Source organism: Streptomyces sp. NBC_01257 (assembly GCF_035917255.1).
Taxonomy (GTDB): domain Bacteria; phylum Actinomycetota; class Actinomycetes; order Streptomycetales; family Streptomycetaceae; genus Streptomyces.
This window is the reverse complement of the sequence record NZ_CP108472.1, coordinates 7157114-7175514: the sequence shown is the minus strand read 5'-3', so window position 1 is coordinate 7175514 and position 18401 is coordinate 7157114. Positions and strand designations below refer to the sequence as shown.

At 73.0% G+C, this 18401-nt stretch carries 16 protein-coding genes; 5 read left to right on the top strand and 11 right to left on the bottom strand.

The window, feature by feature from the left end; all coding sequences use genetic code 11:
* Nucleotides 1–16: 16 nt before the first annotated feature.
* Nucleotides 17–658: a nucleoside/nucleotide kinase family protein gene (locus OG408_RS31280; protein WP_326673206.1), complete on the bottom strand. Its 642-nt coding sequence runs from the start codon at nt 656–658 to the stop codon at nt 17–19.
* Between the two features lie 81 nt (nt 659–739).
* Between OG408_RS31280 and OG408_RS31275 the strand changes: the two genes are divergently transcribed.
* A complete protein-coding gene (locus OG408_RS31275) occupies nt 740–1135 on the top strand; it encodes a VOC family protein (RefSeq protein ID WP_266784207.1) in 396 nt (131 codons plus the stop codon).
* A 185-nt stretch (nt 1136–1320) separates the two neighbouring features.
* Here OG408_RS31275 and OG408_RS31270 read toward each other — a convergent pair whose 3' ends face one another.
* From OG408_RS31270 to OG408_RS31235, 8 genes are all read right to left on the bottom strand, one after another.
* On the bottom strand, nt 1321–2241 hold the full coding sequence (locus tag OG408_RS31270) for a LysR family transcriptional regulator (RefSeq protein WP_266784205.1): 921 nt from the start codon (nt 2239–2241) through the stop codon (nt 1321–1323).
* A 42-nt stretch (nt 2242–2283) separates the two neighbouring features.
* On the bottom strand, nt 2284–3477 hold the full coding sequence (locus OG408_RS31265) for a glycine C-acetyltransferase (RefSeq protein ID WP_285566325.1): 1194 nt from the start codon (nt 3475–3477) through the stop codon (nt 2284–2286).
* A gap of 38 nt (nt 3478–3515) precedes the next feature.
* On the bottom strand, nt 3516–4544 hold the full coding sequence (gene tdh, locus OG408_RS31260; protein WP_285566324.1) for an L-threonine 3-dehydrogenase: 1029 nt from the start codon (nt 4542–4544) through the stop codon (nt 3516–3518).
* A 271-nt stretch (nt 4545–4815) separates the two neighbouring features.
* Entirely contained in the window at nt 4816–5652 is an 837-nt protein-coding gene (locus OG408_RS31255; protein WP_266784199.1) for an alpha/beta fold hydrolase, read from the bottom strand.
* Between the two features lie 20 nt (nt 5653–5672).
* Nucleotides 5673–7775 carry a bifunctional serine/threonine-protein kinase/ABC transporter substrate-binding protein gene (locus OG408_RS31250; protein ID WP_326673201.1) on the bottom strand — a complete coding sequence of 701 codons (2103 nt, stop codon included), beginning with the start codon at nt 7773–7775 and terminating at the stop codon, nt 5673–5675.
* A 6-nt stretch (nt 7776–7781) separates the two neighbouring features.
* Nucleotides 7782–9935 carry a bifunctional serine/threonine-protein kinase/ABC transporter substrate-binding protein gene (locus OG408_RS31245; RefSeq protein ID WP_326673199.1) on the bottom strand — a complete coding sequence of 718 codons (2154 nt, stop codon included), beginning with the start codon at nt 9933–9935 and terminating at the stop codon, nt 7782–7784.
* A gap of 16 nt (nt 9936–9951) precedes the next feature.
* Nucleotides 9952–10728, bottom strand: coding sequence for a hypothetical protein (locus OG408_RS31240; protein ID WP_326673197.1), 777 nt, complete (start codon nt 10726–10728; stop codon nt 9952–9954).
* A gap of 216 nt (nt 10729–10944) precedes the next feature.
* Nucleotides 10945–11391 carry a MarR family winged helix-turn-helix transcriptional regulator gene (locus OG408_RS31235; protein WP_266784191.1) on the bottom strand — a complete coding sequence of 149 codons (447 nt, stop codon included), beginning with the start codon at nt 11389–11391 and terminating at the stop codon, nt 10945–10947.
* 291 nt (nt 11392–11682) lie between these two features.
* Between OG408_RS31235 and OG408_RS31230 the strand changes: the two genes are divergently transcribed.
* Nucleotides 11683–12303, top strand: coding sequence for an L-threonylcarbamoyladenylate synthase (locus OG408_RS31230; RefSeq protein ID WP_266784189.1), 621 nt, complete (start codon nt 11683–11685; stop codon nt 12301–12303).
* A gap of 164 nt (nt 12304–12467) precedes the next feature.
* On the opposite strand, the gene OG408_RS31225 is transcribed toward OG408_RS31230, so the two are convergent.
* On the bottom strand, nt 12468–13643 hold the full coding sequence (locus OG408_RS31225; protein ID WP_326673194.1) for an RCC1 domain-containing protein: 1176 nt from the start codon (nt 13641–13643) through the stop codon (nt 12468–12470).
* Between the two features lie 23 nt (nt 13644–13666).
* Nucleotides 13667–14881: an RCC1-like domain-containing protein gene (locus OG408_RS31220; RefSeq protein ID WP_266784183.1), complete on the bottom strand. Its 1215-nt coding sequence runs from the start codon at nt 14879–14881 to the stop codon at nt 13667–13669.
* 481 nt (nt 14882–15362) lie between these two features.
* Between OG408_RS31220 and OG408_RS31215 the strand changes: the two genes are divergently transcribed.
* The 3 genes from OG408_RS31215 (at nt 15363) to OG408_RS31205 (ending at nt 18339) form a co-directional block, all read left to right on the top strand.
* On the top strand, nt 15363–15908 hold the full coding sequence (locus tag OG408_RS31215; RefSeq protein WP_326673192.1) for a hypothetical protein: 546 nt from the start codon (nt 15363–15365) through the stop codon (nt 15906–15908).
* A 44-nt stretch (nt 15909–15952) separates the two neighbouring features.
* The gene (locus OG408_RS31210) at nt 15953–16894 is read left to right on the top strand and encodes a hypothetical protein (protein WP_326673190.1); all 942 of its coding nucleotides are present in this window, start codon (nt 15953–15955) and stop codon (nt 16892–16894) included.
* A 71-nt stretch (nt 16895–16965) separates the two neighbouring features.
* The gene (locus OG408_RS31205) at nt 16966–18339 is read left to right on the top strand and encodes a hypothetical protein (protein WP_326673188.1); all 1374 of its coding nucleotides are present in this window, start codon (nt 16966–16968) and stop codon (nt 18337–18339) included.
* The last annotated feature ends 62 nt before the right edge of the window (nt 18340–18401 follow it).

Sequence of the window (18401 nt, the reverse complement as noted above, 5' to 3'; positions counted from 1 at the left end):
TCCGGACCGCGAGTGGTCAGGACGGCGTGCCGTCCGCCGCCCGTACGACGAGGTCGGCGCGGTCGCGGCCCGGGGCGACGAGCCGCGCGTTGGCCTCGTCGGACCCCGCGACCCAGCGTTCCGCGAAGGCCCGCGGCTTTCCGTACCGCACATGCCGGTCGACGAGCCGGCGGACGCGCACCTCGTCGTCGAGCTCCAGGAACCACGCCTCGTCCAGCAGTCCGCGCACCGGCGCCCACGGCCCCTCCCCGTACAGGAGGTAGTTTCCCTCGGTGACGACGAGCGGGACGTGCGGCGGTACGGGCACGGAGCCGGCGACCGGTTCCTCCAGGGACCGGTCTAAGGCGGGGGCGTAGACGACGGTCCCGGGTTCGGGGGTCCGCAGTCGCCGGAGCAGGGCCGCGTATCCGGCGGCGTCGAACGTGTCGGGCGCGCCCTTGCGGTCCGCCCGGCCGAGCCGCTCCAGTTCGGCCTGGGCCAGGTGGAAGCCGTCCATCGGGACGAGGACGGCGAGCGGTCCGAGCGCGTCGACGAGCTGATGGGCCAGGGTCGACTTCCCGGCGCCGGGCGGCCCGGCGATACCGAGGATGCGGCGGTCCCCGGCAGCGGCGAGGCGGCGGGCGCGGGCCGTCAGGCCGGTGAGGTCCTTGGTGTCCATGCCGGATAGTGTCCCGCTACGGGCCCGGCGGCCTCCGGGCCGTACCCCTCCCCCGCCCGCCCCGAGCACCGAGGATCCCCCATGTCCCACATCGCCCTGGTCACCCTGGTCGTCCGCGAGTACGACGAGGCCCGTGACTTCTACACCGAGGCCCTCGGCTTCGAACTGGTCGAGGACACCGACCGGGGCGACGGCTCCCGCTGGGTCGTGGTGCGGCCGCGCGGCGGGCAGGGCACGGGTCTGCTGCTGGCCCGCGCCAAGGACGGCGCGCAGTCGGCGAGCGTCGGGGCGCAGACCGGCGGACGGGTCGGCTTCTTCCTGCACACCGAGGACTTCGCGGGCGACCACGCGCGCATGCTGGCGGCCGGGGTGCGGTTCCTGGAGGAGCCGCGGCACGAGGTCTACGGCTCGGTCGCGGTCTTCGAGGATCTCTACGGCAACCGCTGGGACCTGCTCCAGCCCGCGCCGACGGCGTAGCCCCGCACGACTCCGGCCCTTCCCGGGGGCCGTCGGACCTTGCCATGATCCGGCCATGCCGGCGAGCGGAACGTCCCCGGTGTACGTGGACGGCCGTCACCCTGTTCGGCGGCGGCGGGACGGGGGGTTCGCCCCGGAGACCCCGGTGGTGGACGCGGGGTCGTGAGCGCGGTGCGTCCAGGGGCTCAGCCCGCCCTGAGGACGTCGTCCCCCGCCGCCCCCGCCAGTGCCTCCAGCACCGGGGCGATCAGCGGATGCGCCTCCGCGCCGCGGCGCACGGCGGCGAAGACGCGGCGTGTCGGGGCGCTTCCCCGTACCGGCCGGACCACCACACCGGTCAGTGCCATCCCGCGCAGCGCGGACCGCGGGACGAGCGCCACCCCGGCGCCGGCGCCGGCCAGGGCGACCACCGCATGGAAGTCGTCCGACGAGTGTTCGAGGTTCGGGGCGAAGCCGGCGTACTCGCAGGCCAGCACGACCACGTCGTGGCACGGGTTGCCCGGGTAGGGGCCGATCCAGGCGTCCTTGGCGAGGTCGGCGACCGCGACCTGTTCCTGGTCCGCCAGCCGGTGTCCGACCGGGAGCACCGCGTCGAAGGGTTCCGAGTACAGCGCGACCCGGGTCAGCCGCCGGTCGTCCTCGCCCGGTGCGCCCCGGTACTCGACGGCGACCGCCACATCGGCCTGCCGGTCCAGGACCATCGGGACGCTGGCGTCGCCCTCGGCGTCCTGCACCCGGACCTTGATGCCGGGGGCGGTCCGGCCGAGGGCGGCGATCGCGGGGGCGAGGACCAGGCCGATGCCGGTGGCGAACGCGGCGACGGTGACCGTGCCGGCGTCGCCCGCGCCGTAGGCGGCGAGCTCGGCCTCCGCCCGCTCCAGCTGGGCCAGGACCGCGTTGGTGTGGGTCAGCAGGATCTCTCCTGCGGGGGTGAGCCGGGCGCCGCGCGCGCCCCGCTCGACCAGCCGGTGTCCCGTCTCCTGCTCCAGCGCGGCGAGCTGCTGGGAGACGGCGGACGGGGTCAGATACAGCGCGGCGGCCGCGGCGGTCACCGTGCGGTGGTCCGCCACCGCCCGCAGGATGCGCAGCCGCCGTGCATCGATCATGTGCCCTATTGTCCCAGGTCGCGGAGGGCTCCCCCGTCGCGGCTACGCCTCCAGGGCCGCCCGCGCGTCGACGAACGCGTCGACCGCGCGGTTCACGTCCGCCGTGGAGTGGGCCGCGGAGAGCTGGACGCGGATGCGGGCCGCGCCCTGCGGGACGACCGGGTACGAGAACCCGATCACGTACACACCGCGCTCCAGGAGCAGCTCCGCCATCCGGCCTGCCTTCGCCGCGTCCCCGATCATCACGGGGGCGATGGCGTGGTCGCCGGGCAGGACGTCGAAGCCTTCCTCGGTCATCCGGGTGCGGAAGAGCGCGGTGTTGGCGTTGAGCTGCTCGCGCAGGTCGCCGGCGGACTCCAGGAGGCCGATGACCTTCAGCGAGGCCGCCGCGATGACCGGGGCGAGCGAGTTGGAGAAGAGGTACGGGCGCGAGCGCTGGCGCAGCAGGGAGACGATCTCGGCGCGGGCGGCCACGTAACCGCCGGAGGCGCCGCCGAGCGCCTTGCCGAGCGTGCCGGTGATGATGTCGACGCGGTCCATCACGTCGTGCAGTTCGGGAGTGCCGCGGCCGCCGGGGCCGACGAAGCCGACCGCGTGCGAGTCGTCGACCATGACCATGGCGTCGTAGCGCTCGGCCAGGTCGCAGATCTCGCGCAGCGGGGCGACGTACCCGTCCATGGAGAACACGCCGTCGGTGACGACGAGCCGGCGCCGGGCCCCGGACGCCTCCTTGAGCTGCTTCTCCAGGTCGGCCATGTCGCGGTTGGCGTAGCGGAAGCGCTTGGCCTTGCACAGCCGGATGCCGTCGATGATCGAGGCGTGGTTGAGGGCGTCGGAGATGACCGCGTCCTCCGGGCCGAGGACGGTCTCGAAGACTCCGCCGTTGGCGTCGAAGCAGGACGAGTAGAGGATCGTGTCCTCCTGGCCCAGGAAGGAGGAGAGCCGCTGCTCCAGCTCCTTGTGGACCTCCTGGGTGCCGCAGATGAAACGGACCGAAGCCATGCCGTAGCCCCAGCGGTCCAGCGCCTCGTGCGCGGCGGCGATCACGTCGGGGTGGTCGGCCAGGCCCAGGTAGTTGTTGGCGCAGAAGTTCAGCACCTCGCCGGGGCGGCCACCGGCGGTGACGGCCACGGTCGCGGACTGCGGGGTGCCGATGACGCGCTCGGGCTTGTGCAGCCCGGCTGCCTCGATCTCTTCGAGGGTGGTGCGCATGTCGTCGCGTACGGAGTCGAACATGAGGGAATCTCCCGGCTGGGTGCGGAGGCGGTAGGAGGTCAGACGGTCCAGTCGAGGATGACCTTGCCGCCGCGTCCGCTCGCCGCGTCGTCGAAGGCCGCCTCGAAGTCGCGGTAGCCGTACCTGCCGGTGATCACGGGGGCGAGGTCGAGACCGCCCTCCAGCAGGACGGACATGGCGTACCAGGTCTCGTACATCTCGCGGCCGTAGATGCCCTTGATCGTGATCATGGAGGTGACGATCCGGGACCAGTCGACGGCGAACTCGTCGGACGGCAGTCCGAGCATCGCGATCCGGCCGCCGTGCGTCATGTTCGCGATCATGTCGCGCATCGCCTCGGGGCGGCCGGACATCTCCAGGCCGATGTCGAAGCCCTCGCGCAGGCCCAGCTTCTGCTGGCCGTCGGCGATGGTCTGCTCACCGACGTTGAGCGCGAGGCTGACGCCGACCTTGCGGGCCAGGTCGAGACGGGCCTCGCTGACGTCGGTGATCATGACGTTGCGGGCTCCGGCGTGCTTGGCGACGGCGGCGGCCATGATGCCGATCGGGCCGGCGCCGGTGATCAGGACGTCCTCGCCGACCAGCGGGAACGACAGTGCGGTGTGCACGGCGTTGCCGAACGGGTCGAAGATCGCGGCGACGTCCAGGTCCACGGGGACGCGGTGCACCCAGACGTTGGACGCGGGCAGCGCGACGTACTCGGCGAAGGCCCCGTCGCGGCCGACGCCGAGCCCCACGGTGGAGCGGCAGAGGTGACGGCGGCCGGCCAGACAGTTGCGGCACTTGCCGCACACCAGGTGGCCCTCGCCGCTGACCAGGTCGCCGACGGCGATGTCGACGACGTCCGCGCCGATCGCGGCGACCTCTCCGACGAACTCGTGGCCGAGGACGAGCGGCGTCCTCACGGCCTGCTGCGCCCAGCCGTCGTAGTTGCGGATGTGCAGGTCGGTGCCGCAGATGCCGGTGCGGAGCACCTTGATCAGCACGTCCGAGGGGCCGGTCTCCGGCTCGGGCACGTCCATCAGCCAGAGTCCCGGCTCGGCCTTCTGCTTCACGAGTGCCTTCACGGCTGCGGCTCCCTGTACCTGGTGCGGCGTTGATGTCCCCGGGCCGGGGGCATGCCAGAGGAAGCCTGCGGCCCGGGGAAGTATGAGAGGGACTGCGTGGCAGCGCGCTCGACCGGCTGCCGCGCACCATCCTCCGCCGTCACGGAGAAATCTGCCGTACCCCGCGCCCCAGGTCCATCGAGGTTTTCTTAAGCGCGCCCGCAGCTTGGCTTCACGCCGTGCCGTACGGGCCCCGCGGGCGCCTGCTCCATCCGGGGGACGCGCCGGCCCGTCACCCCTTCCGCAGGAACTCCCTGAGGTGGCGGGCCAGCACGTCCGGCCGGTCCTCCGGGATCAGGGTGTAGCTGTCCGCGATCTCCACCAGCTCGCCCCGGGGCAGCAGTCCGGCCAGCCGGCGTCCGTGTTCCGGCGGCATGACCCGGTCCTCCGACGCCCAGGCGACGAGCGCCGGGCGGTCGAAGGTGCGCAGGGCCTCCGCCCAGCGCAGCAGCTCGGCCTTCGGCGGCACGCCCAGGACGTACTTCCGCAGGTCCCGGCGGATCTCCCGGGAGGTCCACAGCGGCCGGAACCAGCCGTCCATCACCGCGTCGGGCACCGGCCGCTTGGTCATCCGGCCCCAGGTCATCGGCAGCCGCCGCACCGGCTTGAGCTTCAGCAGGGTGAAGGCCAGCTTCAGGCCGCCGGGCATCCGGGCGGAGGCGTAGAGATTGCTGCCGGGCAGTCCGGGCGGAAAGTTGTCGAAGGCCTCGCAGGAGGTGATGACCAGCTTGCCGATCCGCTGGTCGCGGCCGTCCGCGACCAGGGCCTGGGCGCCGCCCCAGTCGTTCATGACCAGGGTGACGTCGGTGAGACCGAGCGCTTCGAGGAACTCCGCGACCAGCCGTGCGACACCGAGGACCGACAGGTCCGCGTCCGGCCGCATCGGCCGGCGGTGGCCGCCGAGCGGCAGCGTCGGCACGATGCACCGGTGGCCGTCCCGCAGATCCGCGACGACGTGCCGCCACAGCGAGCCGTCCATCGCCACGCCGTGCAGCAGGACCACGACCGGCCCGTCACCGCCGGTGTCCTCGTACTCCACGACGCCCGCGGAAAGCTCCAACTCGGCCATTCGGTACTCCTCTTCGACGATCACACCGATGTGTACGGTCCCAGGAAACGGGCCCGTCCGCCGTCCACCCGGTAGAGAAAGATGCCGTCCTCGTACCGCACCTGGTGGAACGCGTAGAAGGACAGCCGCCGGGTGATGCCCCGGTAGTCGGTACGGAGGATGCGTGCGGCCATCCCGTCGCGCGCGGCGGCGTCGGGGTCAGCGGAGCGGCCGGCCCTCGCGATCAGGCCCACCGCGTCGTACGTCTCGGCGGCCCAGGTGGCGGGCGGCGAGCCGAACCGTTCGCGGTGTGCCGCGGTGAAGGCCTTCGCCGGCGCCAGGGCCGACGGGTCGGTGTACGCCTCGGCGAAGACCCAGCCCTCGGCGGCCCTGCCGGCGTCCCGGAGGAAGGCCGGGGTGAGGACGGGGCCGGTGGACAGGCCGGTTCCGGTGAAGCCGGCGGCGGCGAGGTCCTTGGCGCAGCGGGCGGCCCGGGCGGCGGACGTGCCGGCGTAGACGACCGCGCCGGCTCCGTCGGCGACCGCGGCCCGGGCTGCCGGGGCGAAGGTGCGGGCGGTGGCCGCGACGGTGTGCACGGTGATCGTGGTGCCCTTCAGGGTCTTCGGCAGCCGGTCCCGGATGGCCCAGCTGCCCTCCGGGTCCGCGAGGTCCTCGATGACGGCGACGTGCTCGACGGGCTCGATGTACGCCAGGTGGCGGGTCACTCCCAGGGCCAGTGATACGTCGAACGGCCGCAGCACGAAGAGGGACTTGGCCGTCGACGTCTCCGCCGTGGTGGAGCCGGCCGCGACGACGGCCTGGGCCAGACCGGCCTTCGCGTAGCGGCTGACGACGGCCTCGGTGGCGACGGGGCCGGTGGGGCCGATGACGGCGAGCATCCGGGGGTCGGCGGTGATCCGGTCGGCGACCCGGCTGGCGCGGGCGGCGTCACCCGCGTCGTCCTCGGTGTGCAGGACGAGCGTGAACGCCTTGTCCTTGCGGGCGTTGTGGTCGTCGACCGCGAGCCGGGCCCCTCGCTGATGGGCGAGACCGACGGCCTTTCCCGGTCCTGTCAGGTCCGCGTGCAGGGCGATCCGGTACGCGGGAAGCGCCCGGGGGGCGGCTCCCGTGCCGTCGCCGCGGGCGGCCGTCACCCAGGCGGCGGCTCCCCCGCCGGTGAGGAGGACGGCGCCGGCGGCTCCCGCGGTGAGCAGGCGCCTGCGGGTCGGGCGCGGCGGTCCGGGTTGCTGGACGACGGTGGGCGGTTCGGGGTCGGGGAGGGCGAGGGCGGCGGCGGAGCGTTCGGCGACGGCGGTGGCCAGCCCCGGCACCTCCCAGTGCGCGCCGCCTCCCGTGAGCCGGTCCGCGACCTCCCGGGGCGTCGGCCGGTCCGCGGGGTCCTTGGCCAGACAGTCCGCGAGGAGGGGCAGCAGCCCGGCCGGCACCGCCGACAGGTCCGGCTCCTCGTGGACGGTGCGGAAGAGCAGTCCGGCGGGGGTGCCGGCTCCGAACGGCCGCCGCCCGGTGGCCGCGTACACGAGGACGCAGCCCAGCGAGAACACGTCGCAGGCGGGTCCGAGCGGTCCCGCCGACGCCTGTTCCGGGGCCAGGAAGCCGGGGGTGCCGATCACCGCACCGGTGGCGGTGAGGGCGGTGGCGCCCTCGTGGCGGGCGATGCCGAAGTCGATGAGGCGGGGGCCGTCGAGCGCGAGGAGGACGTTGCCGGGCTTGACGTCGCGGTGCACGAGGCCCGCGTCGTGGACGGCGGCGAGCGCCTCGGCGAGGCGGGCGCCGAGCGCCCCGACCGTGGCGACGGGCAGGGGTCCGCGCGCCTCGACGGCCTCGCCGAGCGAGGGGCCGGGGACGAAGGCGGTGGCCAGCCAGGGTTCACGGGCCTCGGGGTCGGTTCCGGTCACCGGGACCACCCACGGTCCGGTGACCCGGCCCGCGGCCTCGGCCTCGCGCCGGAACCGGGCCCGGAATCCGGGGTCGGCGGCGTGCTCGGCGCGGATCACCTTCACGGCGGCGAGCGCCCCGCCGGCCGAGCGCGCCAGGTAGACCACGCCCATGCCGCCGGCGCCGAGCCGGACGAGGGTGCGGAACTCACCGACGGTGCGCGGGTCCTGCGAGGTGAGCGGCTTCATGCCGGATCAGGCCGTGGCCTTCGGCGCGGCGCCGAGGTACACGTAGCGCCCGTCCCGCACGCCGTAGAGGTAGGCGTCGTCGCCCTTGAGCCGGTGGTCCTCGTCGAAGGCGTACGTGCGCGAGACGCCCCGGTACGAGGATGCGGCGATCCTCGTGACGATCGCGCTGCGGGCCGGGCGCTTCGGACCTGCCGGTCCTTTGGCGAGGGCGGTCACGGCGGCGATCACGATCCCGGCCGCGTCGTACGCCTCGGCGGCCCAGTGCGCGGGCGCGGTGTCGTGGGCGGCGCGGTGGGCCGCGGCGAACTCCCCGGCCGCGGGTGTCGTCGCGTCGAGGTAGGGCGCGGTGAACTCCCAGTTCTCGGCGGCCTGTCCGGCGTCCGCGAGGAAGCGTGCGTCCATCGCCGTGTGCATGGCCATCCGGGGGCCCTTGAAGCCGGTGGCCGCCAGTGCGCGTGCGGTGCGGGCGGCGCCGGCGGTGTCCCCGGCGTAGAAGAGGGCGTCGCTGGCGTGCGCGAGCATGTCATCGACCACGGGTGCCAGGTCCCGCGTGCCGGCCGGGATGACCCGCGGATAGGTGGTCCCGGTGGTGATCTGGCCGGTCATCAGATTGGTCAGGTAGCCGACCTGGTAGGCGGACTGGCCGCCGGCCCGGTCGAGCAGCACGCCGAGCCGTTCGACATCGGGCCGCAGCACGAGCCGTCTGATGACCGGCTGGGCCAGGACCGCTTCGGATGGCGCCGCCTGGAAGAACGACTTCCTGGACCGGGCGGCGTAGGTGAGCTGGAGCGAGGACACGGTGATGAGGGGCAGCATCGCCTCGTCGTACGTGCCGAGGACGGCCTCCGTCGCGGCGTCACCGGTCGGGCCGACGACGGCGAGCACATCGCGGTCGCGGGCGAACTGCCCGGCGGCCTTCACCGCGCGGGCGGTGTCGCCCCCGTCGTCGAGCGCCTTGACGGAGAGTGTGAAGGGTTTGTCCTTGCGGGCGTTGAACTGCTCGACGGCCAGCCGGACCCCGCGCTCCTGGGCCTGTCCCGCGGCTTTCCGCGGCCCCGTCAGATCGGCCTGCACACCGATGGTCCAGGCCCGCTCGCCGGGTTTGGCGATGGCGTGGATGTCCGTGTCCTCGACCAGCCACTCCCGGACGGCGAACGCGGCGCCCGTCACCGCCACCGCCGCGGCGCCGGCGAACAGCAGGACCCCGCGCCGGCTGGGACCGTTGGCGGGCGCGGCCGTTCCTTCCGCCGCGAGCGTGGGGTCGACGCCGGGCAGCTCCAGCATGGCGGCGGACCGGTCGGCGATGAGCGCCACGACGTCCTCGGGCAGCCAGTCGACGGTGCCGTGGGGCGCGTCCTCGGTGATCCGGGTGTCGAGCTCCGCCGCGGTGGGCCGTGCGCCGGGGTCCTTGGCCAGCAGGGCGGTGAGCAGCGCGTGGAGTCCGGGGTCGTCGACCCCCGCGAGATCGGGCTCGTCGTGGACGGTCCGGTAGAGCAGTGCCTCGACGGCCCCGCTGCCGTAGGGGGGCCTTCCGGTCGCGGCGTACGCCAGGAGGCAGCCGAGGGAGAAGACGTCGCTCGCGGGTCCGGCGGCCGTGCCGTCCCCGGTGGCCTGTTCCGGCGAGAGGAAGCCCGGGGTCCCGACCACGAGGCCGGTGGCGGTGAGCGCGGTGGCGTCGGCGGCCCGGGCGATGCCGAAGTCGATCAGGCGCGGCCCGTCGACGGTCAGCAGGACGTTGCCGGGCTTGACGTCGCGGTGGACGAGGCCCGCCGCGTGCACGGCGGTCAGGGCGCGGGCGAGCAGCCGCCCGAGCACCCGGACGCTGCGCGCGGGCAGCGGGCCGCAGCGGGCGACGGCCTCCGCCAGCGCGGGGCCGGGCACGAACGCGGTGGCCAGCCAGGGGTGTTCGCCCTCCGTCTCGGCGCCGGTGACCGGCACGGCCCAGGGGCTCTCCACCCGGCGGGCGGCCTCGACCTCGCGCCTGAACCGGGTCCGGAAGTCGTCGTCGGCGGCGTACTCGGGCAGGATCACCTTGATCGCGGCCAGGGCGCCGGTGTCCGTGCGGCCGAGGTAGACGACTCCCATGCCGCCGGCACCGAGCCGCCCGAGCAGCCGGTGTCCGCCGATCCGCGGGGGGTCGGAGGGGCGCAGCTTCTCCATCACGCTCTCCGCTCTCTCAGCTCTTCTTCTCGACCGCGGCCTTGATCCGCAGCAGCATGGCGGAATGCGCCCGGTCCGTCAGCACGTCGATCTCCTGCTGGCTCCAGCCCCTGGCCCCCTTGCCGGTCACCGCCACGGTGAACTGAAGGCTCTGCGACTGGTACCAGGAGTACGGGTAGGGACCGCCGCCGAGCTCGGCGTTCCGGTACTGGCCCGACTCGAGCAGGGTGTCCTCGGCGCTGACCTGGCCGGCTTCCCCCTGCCCCAGGGAGGACGCGATCATCGACCCGATCAGTTCGCCCTGCCGCAGTTGCTGGGTGGGGCAGCGCATCGTCTCCTCCACCGATTCGGCCATCTCCCACCGGGCGTCGTCGCGGGTGCGGTGCACGGTGACGACGGCGGAGAGCCGCATCGGCCCCTTGCCGTCCGCCGCGGGCACCTCGAAGGAGCGGCTGCGGGTGGCGAGCACGCCGGCCGCCGGTTTCTTCTGCTGCCAGACGCAGTCGGTGCCGAGGACCGGCCAGGTGGCCGGATCGCTCTCGTACGGGCTCCGCTTGACCACGCCGGGGCCGAAGGCGGCGGGCTCGGCGATGACCCGGCCGATGAGGTCGAGCGCCTCCTTGCGGGACGCGGGAAGTTTGGCCGGGTCCGCGTCGATGTCGCCGGTGTCCTCGGGGCCGGGTCCGGGGCCGGGTTCCGCACGGGCGCTGCCGCTCGCCGAGGCGCTCTCCCCCGCGCCGTCCGGACTCCCGCCACCGCCGGAACAGGCCACCAGCACCAGGGGTGCCAGCATCACCATTCCGTATCTGCGTATCGCCCCGCCGCACGCCACGATCGGTCACCCCGTCTCCCGGAAGATCGCCCCGATCCTATGATCGCGGGCCGTCCGGGAGGCGGGAGGAGGCGAAACTGTTGCGTCATCAGGACGTCGCGGCGACCTTCCGTGACGCCAACTCCCCTGCGGTGGAAGGGCCTTGGCCGGTGACGCCGCGGGCGGCCTCCAGTCCGGTCAGTCCCGCGGCCAGGGCCGCCCGTCGAGGCGTTCGATGTCCCGGTTCAGGCGGGCGAGGCCGTCCGCGAACAGGGCCGCCTCCTCCGGGGTCCACTCGGCCAGGACCCGCTGCAGGCCTTCCCGGTTCTCGGCCCGGTCCTTGTCGAGCCGGTGTTCGCCCTCGGCCGTGATGGCGAACTTCCGGGCGATCCCGCCGTCCGGGTCGGGGATGCGCTCGACGACTCCGACGCGGAGCATCGCTGCGGTCTGCCGGTTCAGCGTGGAGGTGTCGAGGCCGAAGGCGTCGCGCAACTGGCCGATGGACATCGGACCCTGGGCCCGGATGCGGCTGAGGAGGATGTAGGCGCTCCGGTCGAGCCGCCCGCCGCCCCGCGAGGTCAGCAGACTCATGTGCCGCCCGAGAAGCATCGTCTCGAACTCGATCCGGTCCACAGGCATGTCCACGCGGGGCTCCTTCGACTGCCGGGCTCGCCTCCCCGCGGGGCGGGCGACCTCTTTTGCACATATATACCACAGATATGCACCATGCACGCGATGTGTATCACGCACTTCTCATGCATGATGCACATTAGGCGCGACGTCCCCTGAGCCCGAGATCGCCGGGACCAAGGCCGGACATGGCCGAAAAGGTTTGAGCCGCGCCCGCCACCCGAAAAGGTTGTCCTGTCCCTCCGCGGGGCAGGACAACCCGCTTTTCCCTCGAACCGCTTGCCGCCACGGCCGTAGACTCGCCGGATGGCGAAGTATTTCGACGTACATCCCGAAAATCCCCAGCGGCGCACCATCACCAACGTGGCCGAAAGCATCCGCTCAGGGTCGCTCGTCGCGTATCCGACGGACTCCTGCTACGCGCTCGGGTGTCAGCTCGGCAGCCGTGACGGCATCTCCCGCATCCGCGCGATCCGCAACCTCGACGACCGCCATCACTTCACGCTCATGTGCCAGAACTTCGCCCAGCTCGGGCAGTTCGTGCAGATCGACAACGACGTGTTCCGCGCGATCAAGGCCGCCACCCCCGGCCAGTACACCTTCATCCTTCCGGCGACGAAGGAGGTGCCGCGCCAGCTGCTGCACCCGAAGAAGAAGACCGTCGGGGTCCGCATCCCCGACCACGCGGTGGTCCAGGCCCTGCTGTCCGAGCTCGGCGAACCGCTGCTCTCCAGCACGCTGCTCCTGCCCGACGAGGACGAACCCATGACCCAGGGCTGGGAGATCAAGGAGCGCCTCGACCACGAGGTGGACGTCGTCGTCGACTCCGGCGACTGCGGCACGGAGCCGACCACCGTCATCGACTTCTCCAGCGGCGAGCTGGAGATCGTACGCCGGGGAGCCGGCGACCCTTCCCGCTTCGAGTAGCCGGGGCGCGGGCGGCGCGGAACGCCTTCCTTTCCCCGGCCGCCGGCCTCACGGCCTCACGGCCTCACCGCCACCCGGCACCCGGCACCCGGCACCCGGCACCCGGCACCGGAGCAACCCGGTGCCGGGTGGACGGGGGTCAAGCGGGCAGGGCCCGCCGGGGGTCAGTACGCGAAGCTGGACCGGCCCGTCTTCGCCGTCGCGACATGGGCGATGCCGCTGCCGGGCGGAAGGACCTGCACGGGCCTGGCCGACGGCGTCACCGTGCCGTCGCCGAGCTGGAAGGTGGCGTTGTTGCCCCAGCTGACGACCGAGCCGTCGTCCAGGGACGCCACCGTGTAGTCGTATCCGCCCACGATGTCCGTGACGCCCTGGAGGGCGTCCACCGGGACGGGTGTGGTGCGGTTGACGGTGGTGGTGTCACCGAGCTGACCGAACGCGTTCCAGCCCCAGGCGCTCACGCTCCCGTCGTCCAGGAGGGCGAAGTTGGTGTACTGGTTGGCGGAGATGCGGGCCACGCCGTCCAGATGGGCGACGTCGACCGCGACATTGCTGTCGGTGACCGAGTCGTTGCCCAACTCGCCCTCCGTGTTCTTGCCCCAGGACTTGACCATGCCGTCCGCGGTGAGGGCGAGCACGTGGTTGCAGCCGACGGAGATGGACACGATGTCGGCGACGTCCCGGACCTTCTGGGGTGTGTTGCGGACGGTGTTGTCGCCGGTGCCCAGGCGGCCGTTGGCGCCCTCGCCCCAGGTCCAGACGGTGCCGTCCTGGCGCAGGGCCGCGCTGAAGTCGCAGCCGGCGCCGACGTCCTTGACCTTGTTGAGGCTCTGCACCTCGACGGGGGTCTTCTGCACCCCGCCCGGGTCCGCCGCCGTCAGGCCGTTGCCGAGCTGGCCCTTGGCGTTGCTGCCCCAGGAGAGGACGCGGCCGCCGCGCACCGCGAGGGCGTGGGTGCCGCCCGCCGAGACCGCGCTGACGCCGGAGAGTCCGGCCACGGTCGCGGGGAACGGCTGGGCGGTGAGAGTGCCGTTGCCGAGCTGGCCGGTGACGTTGGCGCCCCAGGACTTGACCGTGCCGTCCTTGAGGAGCGCGACGGCGAAGGTGTTCTTGTCGATGTCGCCGCCGCCGGACAGCTCCTTCACGTCGTCTCGGGCGAGGCCCTGGACGTCGCCCGGGGTCGGCTGGAGGACGAGGCTGCCGTTGCCGAGCTGACCGAGGTTGTTGTTGCCCCAGCCGCGCACCCAGGGGTCGCTGGAGGCGGCGTGGGCCGGGAGGCAGGGGGTGGTCAGGGCGGCGAGGGTGAGTGCCGCGGTGAGAGTGGTACGCAGGGTGGGCATGGGGTCTCCTTGAGCGGGGGCGGTCAGTACGCGTACGTCGTGTTGCCGCCCAGGGAGGCGGCGACGTCCTTGACCGCGGAGCCCTCGTCGAGGATCTTCACGGACTCGTAGCGGGCGACGGTGGTGCCGTTGCCGAGCTGCCCCTCGCCGTTGTGGCCCCAGGTGTAGACGTCGTCGGCGGTGACGGCGACGCCGTGGCGCGCCCCGGCCGCGATGTGCTGGACGCCTTCCAGGCGCGGGATCTCGACGGGCGCGGTGCGGTTGGTGCGCGAGACGTTGTAGTCGTACGCCTCGTCGGACTCCAGCAGCTGGCCGTACTGGTTGTTGCCCCAGCCCCAGACGTGGCTGTCGCTGGTGATCACGTAGTTGTGGTGCGCTCCCGCGTCGATCTCCGCGACGTCCTCCAGCCAGTCCACGTCGACCGGGGTGACGGCGGACTTCGTCGAGGAGTTGCCGAGCTGGCCGTAGAGGTTGTAGCCCCACGACTTGACCGTGCTGTCGGCGGTCAGGGCGAGCGCGTGGTGGCAGCCCGCGTCGACCTGGGTGATGTTCTCCAGGCCGGTGACCTGCCGGGGCACGGAGGAGACGGCACGGCTGCCGTTGCCGAGCTGGCCGTAGACCCCGCGGCCCCAGGCGTACACCTTGCCGTTCTCCAGCAGCGCGAGGCTGAAGTCGCAGCCGGCCGAAATCTGCTTGACCTTGGGCATGCCCTGGACCCGGTCGGGGACCGTGCGGTAGTCGCCCGTGCGGTTGTTGCCGAGCTGGCCGTAGGAGTTGTCGCCCCAGGAGTAGACCTGGCCGCTGGTGTCGAGGGCGAGGGCGTGGCCGCCGCCCGCCGCGACGTCCTTGATGTCGGTCAGGCGCGGCACGGTGGTGGGCACCGGCTGGTTGGTGGAGCCGCCGTTGCCGAGCTGGCCCATGGAGTTGTTGCCCCAGGACTTGACCGTCTTGGCGGTACGGGCGAGCACGAACGAGTCGGACGAGGAGGTGCCGCCCGCCGAGATCTGGTCCACGTCACCGCGGAAGAGGCTGGTGACGGAGGCCGGGCTGAGGCTGTCGGTGGTGGTGCCGTTGCCGAGCTGACCGGTGCGGCCGGCGCCCCAGGCGAGCACGGTCGGGTTGCCCTCGTCCGCGTGGGCGGCGGGTGCGAGGGCCGGTGCGGCGGCCAGGGCTGCAGTCGTCGCCGCGACGGCCGCGAGGGTGCGCAGGCGTGCGGAACTGCGGGATGTACGGGACATCGGCGTCCTTAGACGTGGGGGAAGGGGACTGAGGCGGGCGGCGGGTCCGGGGCATGACGGGCCGGCGGGTGTGGGTGCCCGCGGCACTGCCCGGCGGACCGGGTCACGGCCGCCGCGCTCTCCCGAAGACTTACCGTCCAAGATCGTTAACGCGAGCCGAGAGCCGTCTTTCCACCCGTGCGACCGGCCGCCGTCCGGGGTACGGGGCCACGCGGACGGCCGCCGCCGACCGGGCGCGAGGCCAGTTGCGGCACGGCCCCGGGCCGTCTGGAGCCTTGCCGGACGGGGGAGTTGAGCGGCGCTACGCCGATGCGGTGAGCTTGCCGTCCGGGGCGCGGGCCCCGTGTGTCCCGGACCGCCACGGGTCCGGTTTATGTACGTTCTCACTGCGCTTGATGATCTTGGTGGCGGCACCTCGTCTCCCGGTCCGCCCCGTCCCGCGCGCCGCCCTCCCCTGCCCCCACAGCTGCCTGGAGCCCCCGTGCGTCCCCTGCCGACCGCCCGCCGCGCCGCCCTGCGCGCCGCCACCGTCCTGTCCGCCTTCGCCCTCGCCGCCGCCCTGCCGGCGAGCGGCTGCCTCTCCGCCGCGTACGCCCAGTCCCCCGCCGCGCACGCCGCCGGCGTCCGTCTCCTGCCCACCGCCGAATGCGAGCCGGACGACCAGGCCTGCAAGGACCGCGAGGCCAACGACAAGGAGGCCGCCGAGATCGCGAAGGAGCAGGAGAAGACCCAGGCCGCGGCCGGTCAGGCCGACAAGGACATCAAGGCGGCGGGCGAGAGGCTGAAGGAGTGCCCGCCCGGCTCCGCCTCCTGCATGGAGAAGCTGACCGGCAAGGGCGAGCGGGAGGAGAGCGGCATCTCGGACATGGACGGGACCATCGACTCGTTCGCGCCGGACCCGTCCGACAACGCCGCCTCCGCCGTCGAGTCCACCTGCACCGACTTCCCGGCCTCCGTGCCGGGCGGCGCGAACGACGGGCAGTCCGCCTTCCCCGTGTCCCGGCTGTGCTCCCTGCTGGGTTCCTGAATCCCGCACCCGCCCGTCACCCCGCACCCCCGAAGGGATTCACGATGCCCAAGCGCACACTCCGCCGCAGCACGCTCCTCCTCCCCCTGCTCGCTCTCGGTCTGGCCGCGCCCCTGGCACCCGCGCTCGCCGACTCCGGGGAGGGCCCCGGGGAGACGCCCACCGCCCGCGCGTTCACCGCCGAGAGGCGTCCGGCGAAGGTCGAGGACGTCCTGAAGCAGTGCGGTGCCCGGCGGACCGCCTGCACGTTCTCCATCGACCCGGCGAAGACCCGTGAGTACGCGACGGCCGTCAAGTCGCTCGGGAACGCGGTCGTCAACTGCACGGTGGACCCGATGTCGGTGGACCGCACGGTGACGCTGCGCACCTCCAGCACCGACAACATCGGCGGCGAGATCTCCGGCAAGGTCACCGCCGAGGGCACCGTCTCGGCCAGTGGTGAGGTCACCACCAACCTCAGCAACGAGACGAGCATGAGCAACAAGACGCCGAATCTGAAGGACGGTCCGACCTCGGAGAACGGCAACAAGACCAATGTCTCCGGCGGGGCGAAGGCGTCCGGCTCGATGAGCGCCAAGCTGGCCTTCGAGGCCGCGTTCAAGGCCACGTACTCCAAGTCGTGGACGGTCGACAACACCGAGGCCACGACCTACAAGACGGTCGTGAAGCCGTACGACATGCTGGTGTTCGGCGCGAGTTCGGCGATGCGCCGGGTCGTCGGCACGCTCTCCACCGGCCAGGGCGGCACGGTCAGCGGCATCGCCGTCGACAGCCCGTCCATGGTCAACAGCAGCACCTTCGTGGCGCAGACGTACGCCGTCCCGGACAACCTCTGCGGCCGTACCCGGCCCGCCCCCGGCACCGCGGACGACGGCGACAACAAGCCCGCGTCGACCGGCCGGACGCAGGAGGTCCCGTCCCAGGGCCTCGTACCGCCCGGCGCACTCCCCAAGCGCGAGGAATCCCTCCTGCCCTCCCGGGGCTGACCTCCGCCACCCGCCACAAGTCTGCTGTCCCCTGCCCGGTCCCGTCCCGAACCCCGTCCTGGAGCCCGCCCATGCCCCGTCCCGTCCGACTCCGCACCCTGGCCGCGCTCGGCGTCGCCGGGCTCGCGCTGCCCGCCGCCCTGGGAGCCACCCCGGCCGGCGCGGCGGCGGCGGCCGCCCAGACCGTTCCCGTGCTCAACGGCGACTTCGCCGATCCCGCCGTGCGGGGCGACGGCCCCACGACCGTCCTCATCGACCACTGGACCGGCGCCAACCAGCGCTACTCCCCGTCCGCGGCGGGCCGCACGGACGGTGCCCACGCCGTCGCGCTCCAGAAGGACGGCAACACCCTCCAGCAGCGGCTGCGCGGTGTCCGTACCGGCGCGAAGGTGACGGTCAGTTACGAGGACAGCCCGGCGGTCTCCAAGGAGTGCACCCCCGAGCAGGTGGCGGGCGGCCAGCCGTACACCGTGGAGGCCACCGGGGGCGCGGTCCGCGACATCACCACGGCCGGTGATCCGGACCGGGTCAAGGGCAAGGCGGGGTCCGGCCGTTGGACGGGGCGGAGTTACGAGTTCACCGCGTCCGAGAACGAGCCGCTGCTCACCTTCACCTCGAAGGTCACCGACTCCCGTACGCACGTGACCTGTTCACCGATGGTCGCGAGGGTCCGGGCGGTGGAGGTGCCGACCGCGCCGGACAAGACGGTCGACAAGTCCGCCCTGGAGCGCTCGGAGGCGTACAAGGGCAACGAACGGGAGAAGACCCTGCACAACGCGGCCGCCGCCTGCAACGGCGAGAACGCCTGCACCTTCCGGCCCGACGCCCGGATGTCCTTCCGCTACTACGACCGGGCGCGGGTCGTCGGCGAGGCGTTCATCAACTGCACCCGCAACCCGCTGGAGCACACCCGGGTGATCGACTACGCGGAGCGCAGTCACGACAGCATCGCGCAGACCTACGCCGACGCCGGACTCGCGCTCGCCGAGGTGGCACGGCTGCCCACCACCGGGGACCGCGAGGAGGACAGGAAGCGCGCCAAGGAGCGTCCGATGGCCGCTCAGTTCGCCCTCGCCCACGAGAAGGGCCAGCAGCGGCCATGGCAGTGGTTCAGCAGCGACCGGCGGGAGATCGTGGAGCGGATCCAGCCCGGCGAGGTCAGCTGGGTGGAGCTGCAGCCGAGCCGCGAGCGGGTCGAGGGCTGGTTCCTGAGCAACAAGGACGACTACCGGCTGCACGCGGTGATCGACGGCCCCTCGCGCGCGGTCCCGGACCGCATTCTCCAGCGCACCGGCCCCATGTCCGAGTCGGAGAAGCAGCGTTGCGGCGCCGCCCGGCCGATGACCACCACTCCGGTGGGCGCCGACGCCCCGGCAGGCTCGGCGGACAAGGGGATGGAGGACATCCCCCAGCCGACCGCACCGGGGGTGCGCACGCTGGACTGACCCCTGCCGCACCGAGGGCCGGGGCGCGCTGCCGCCCCGGCCCTCCTCGTCCGCCCTCGGGC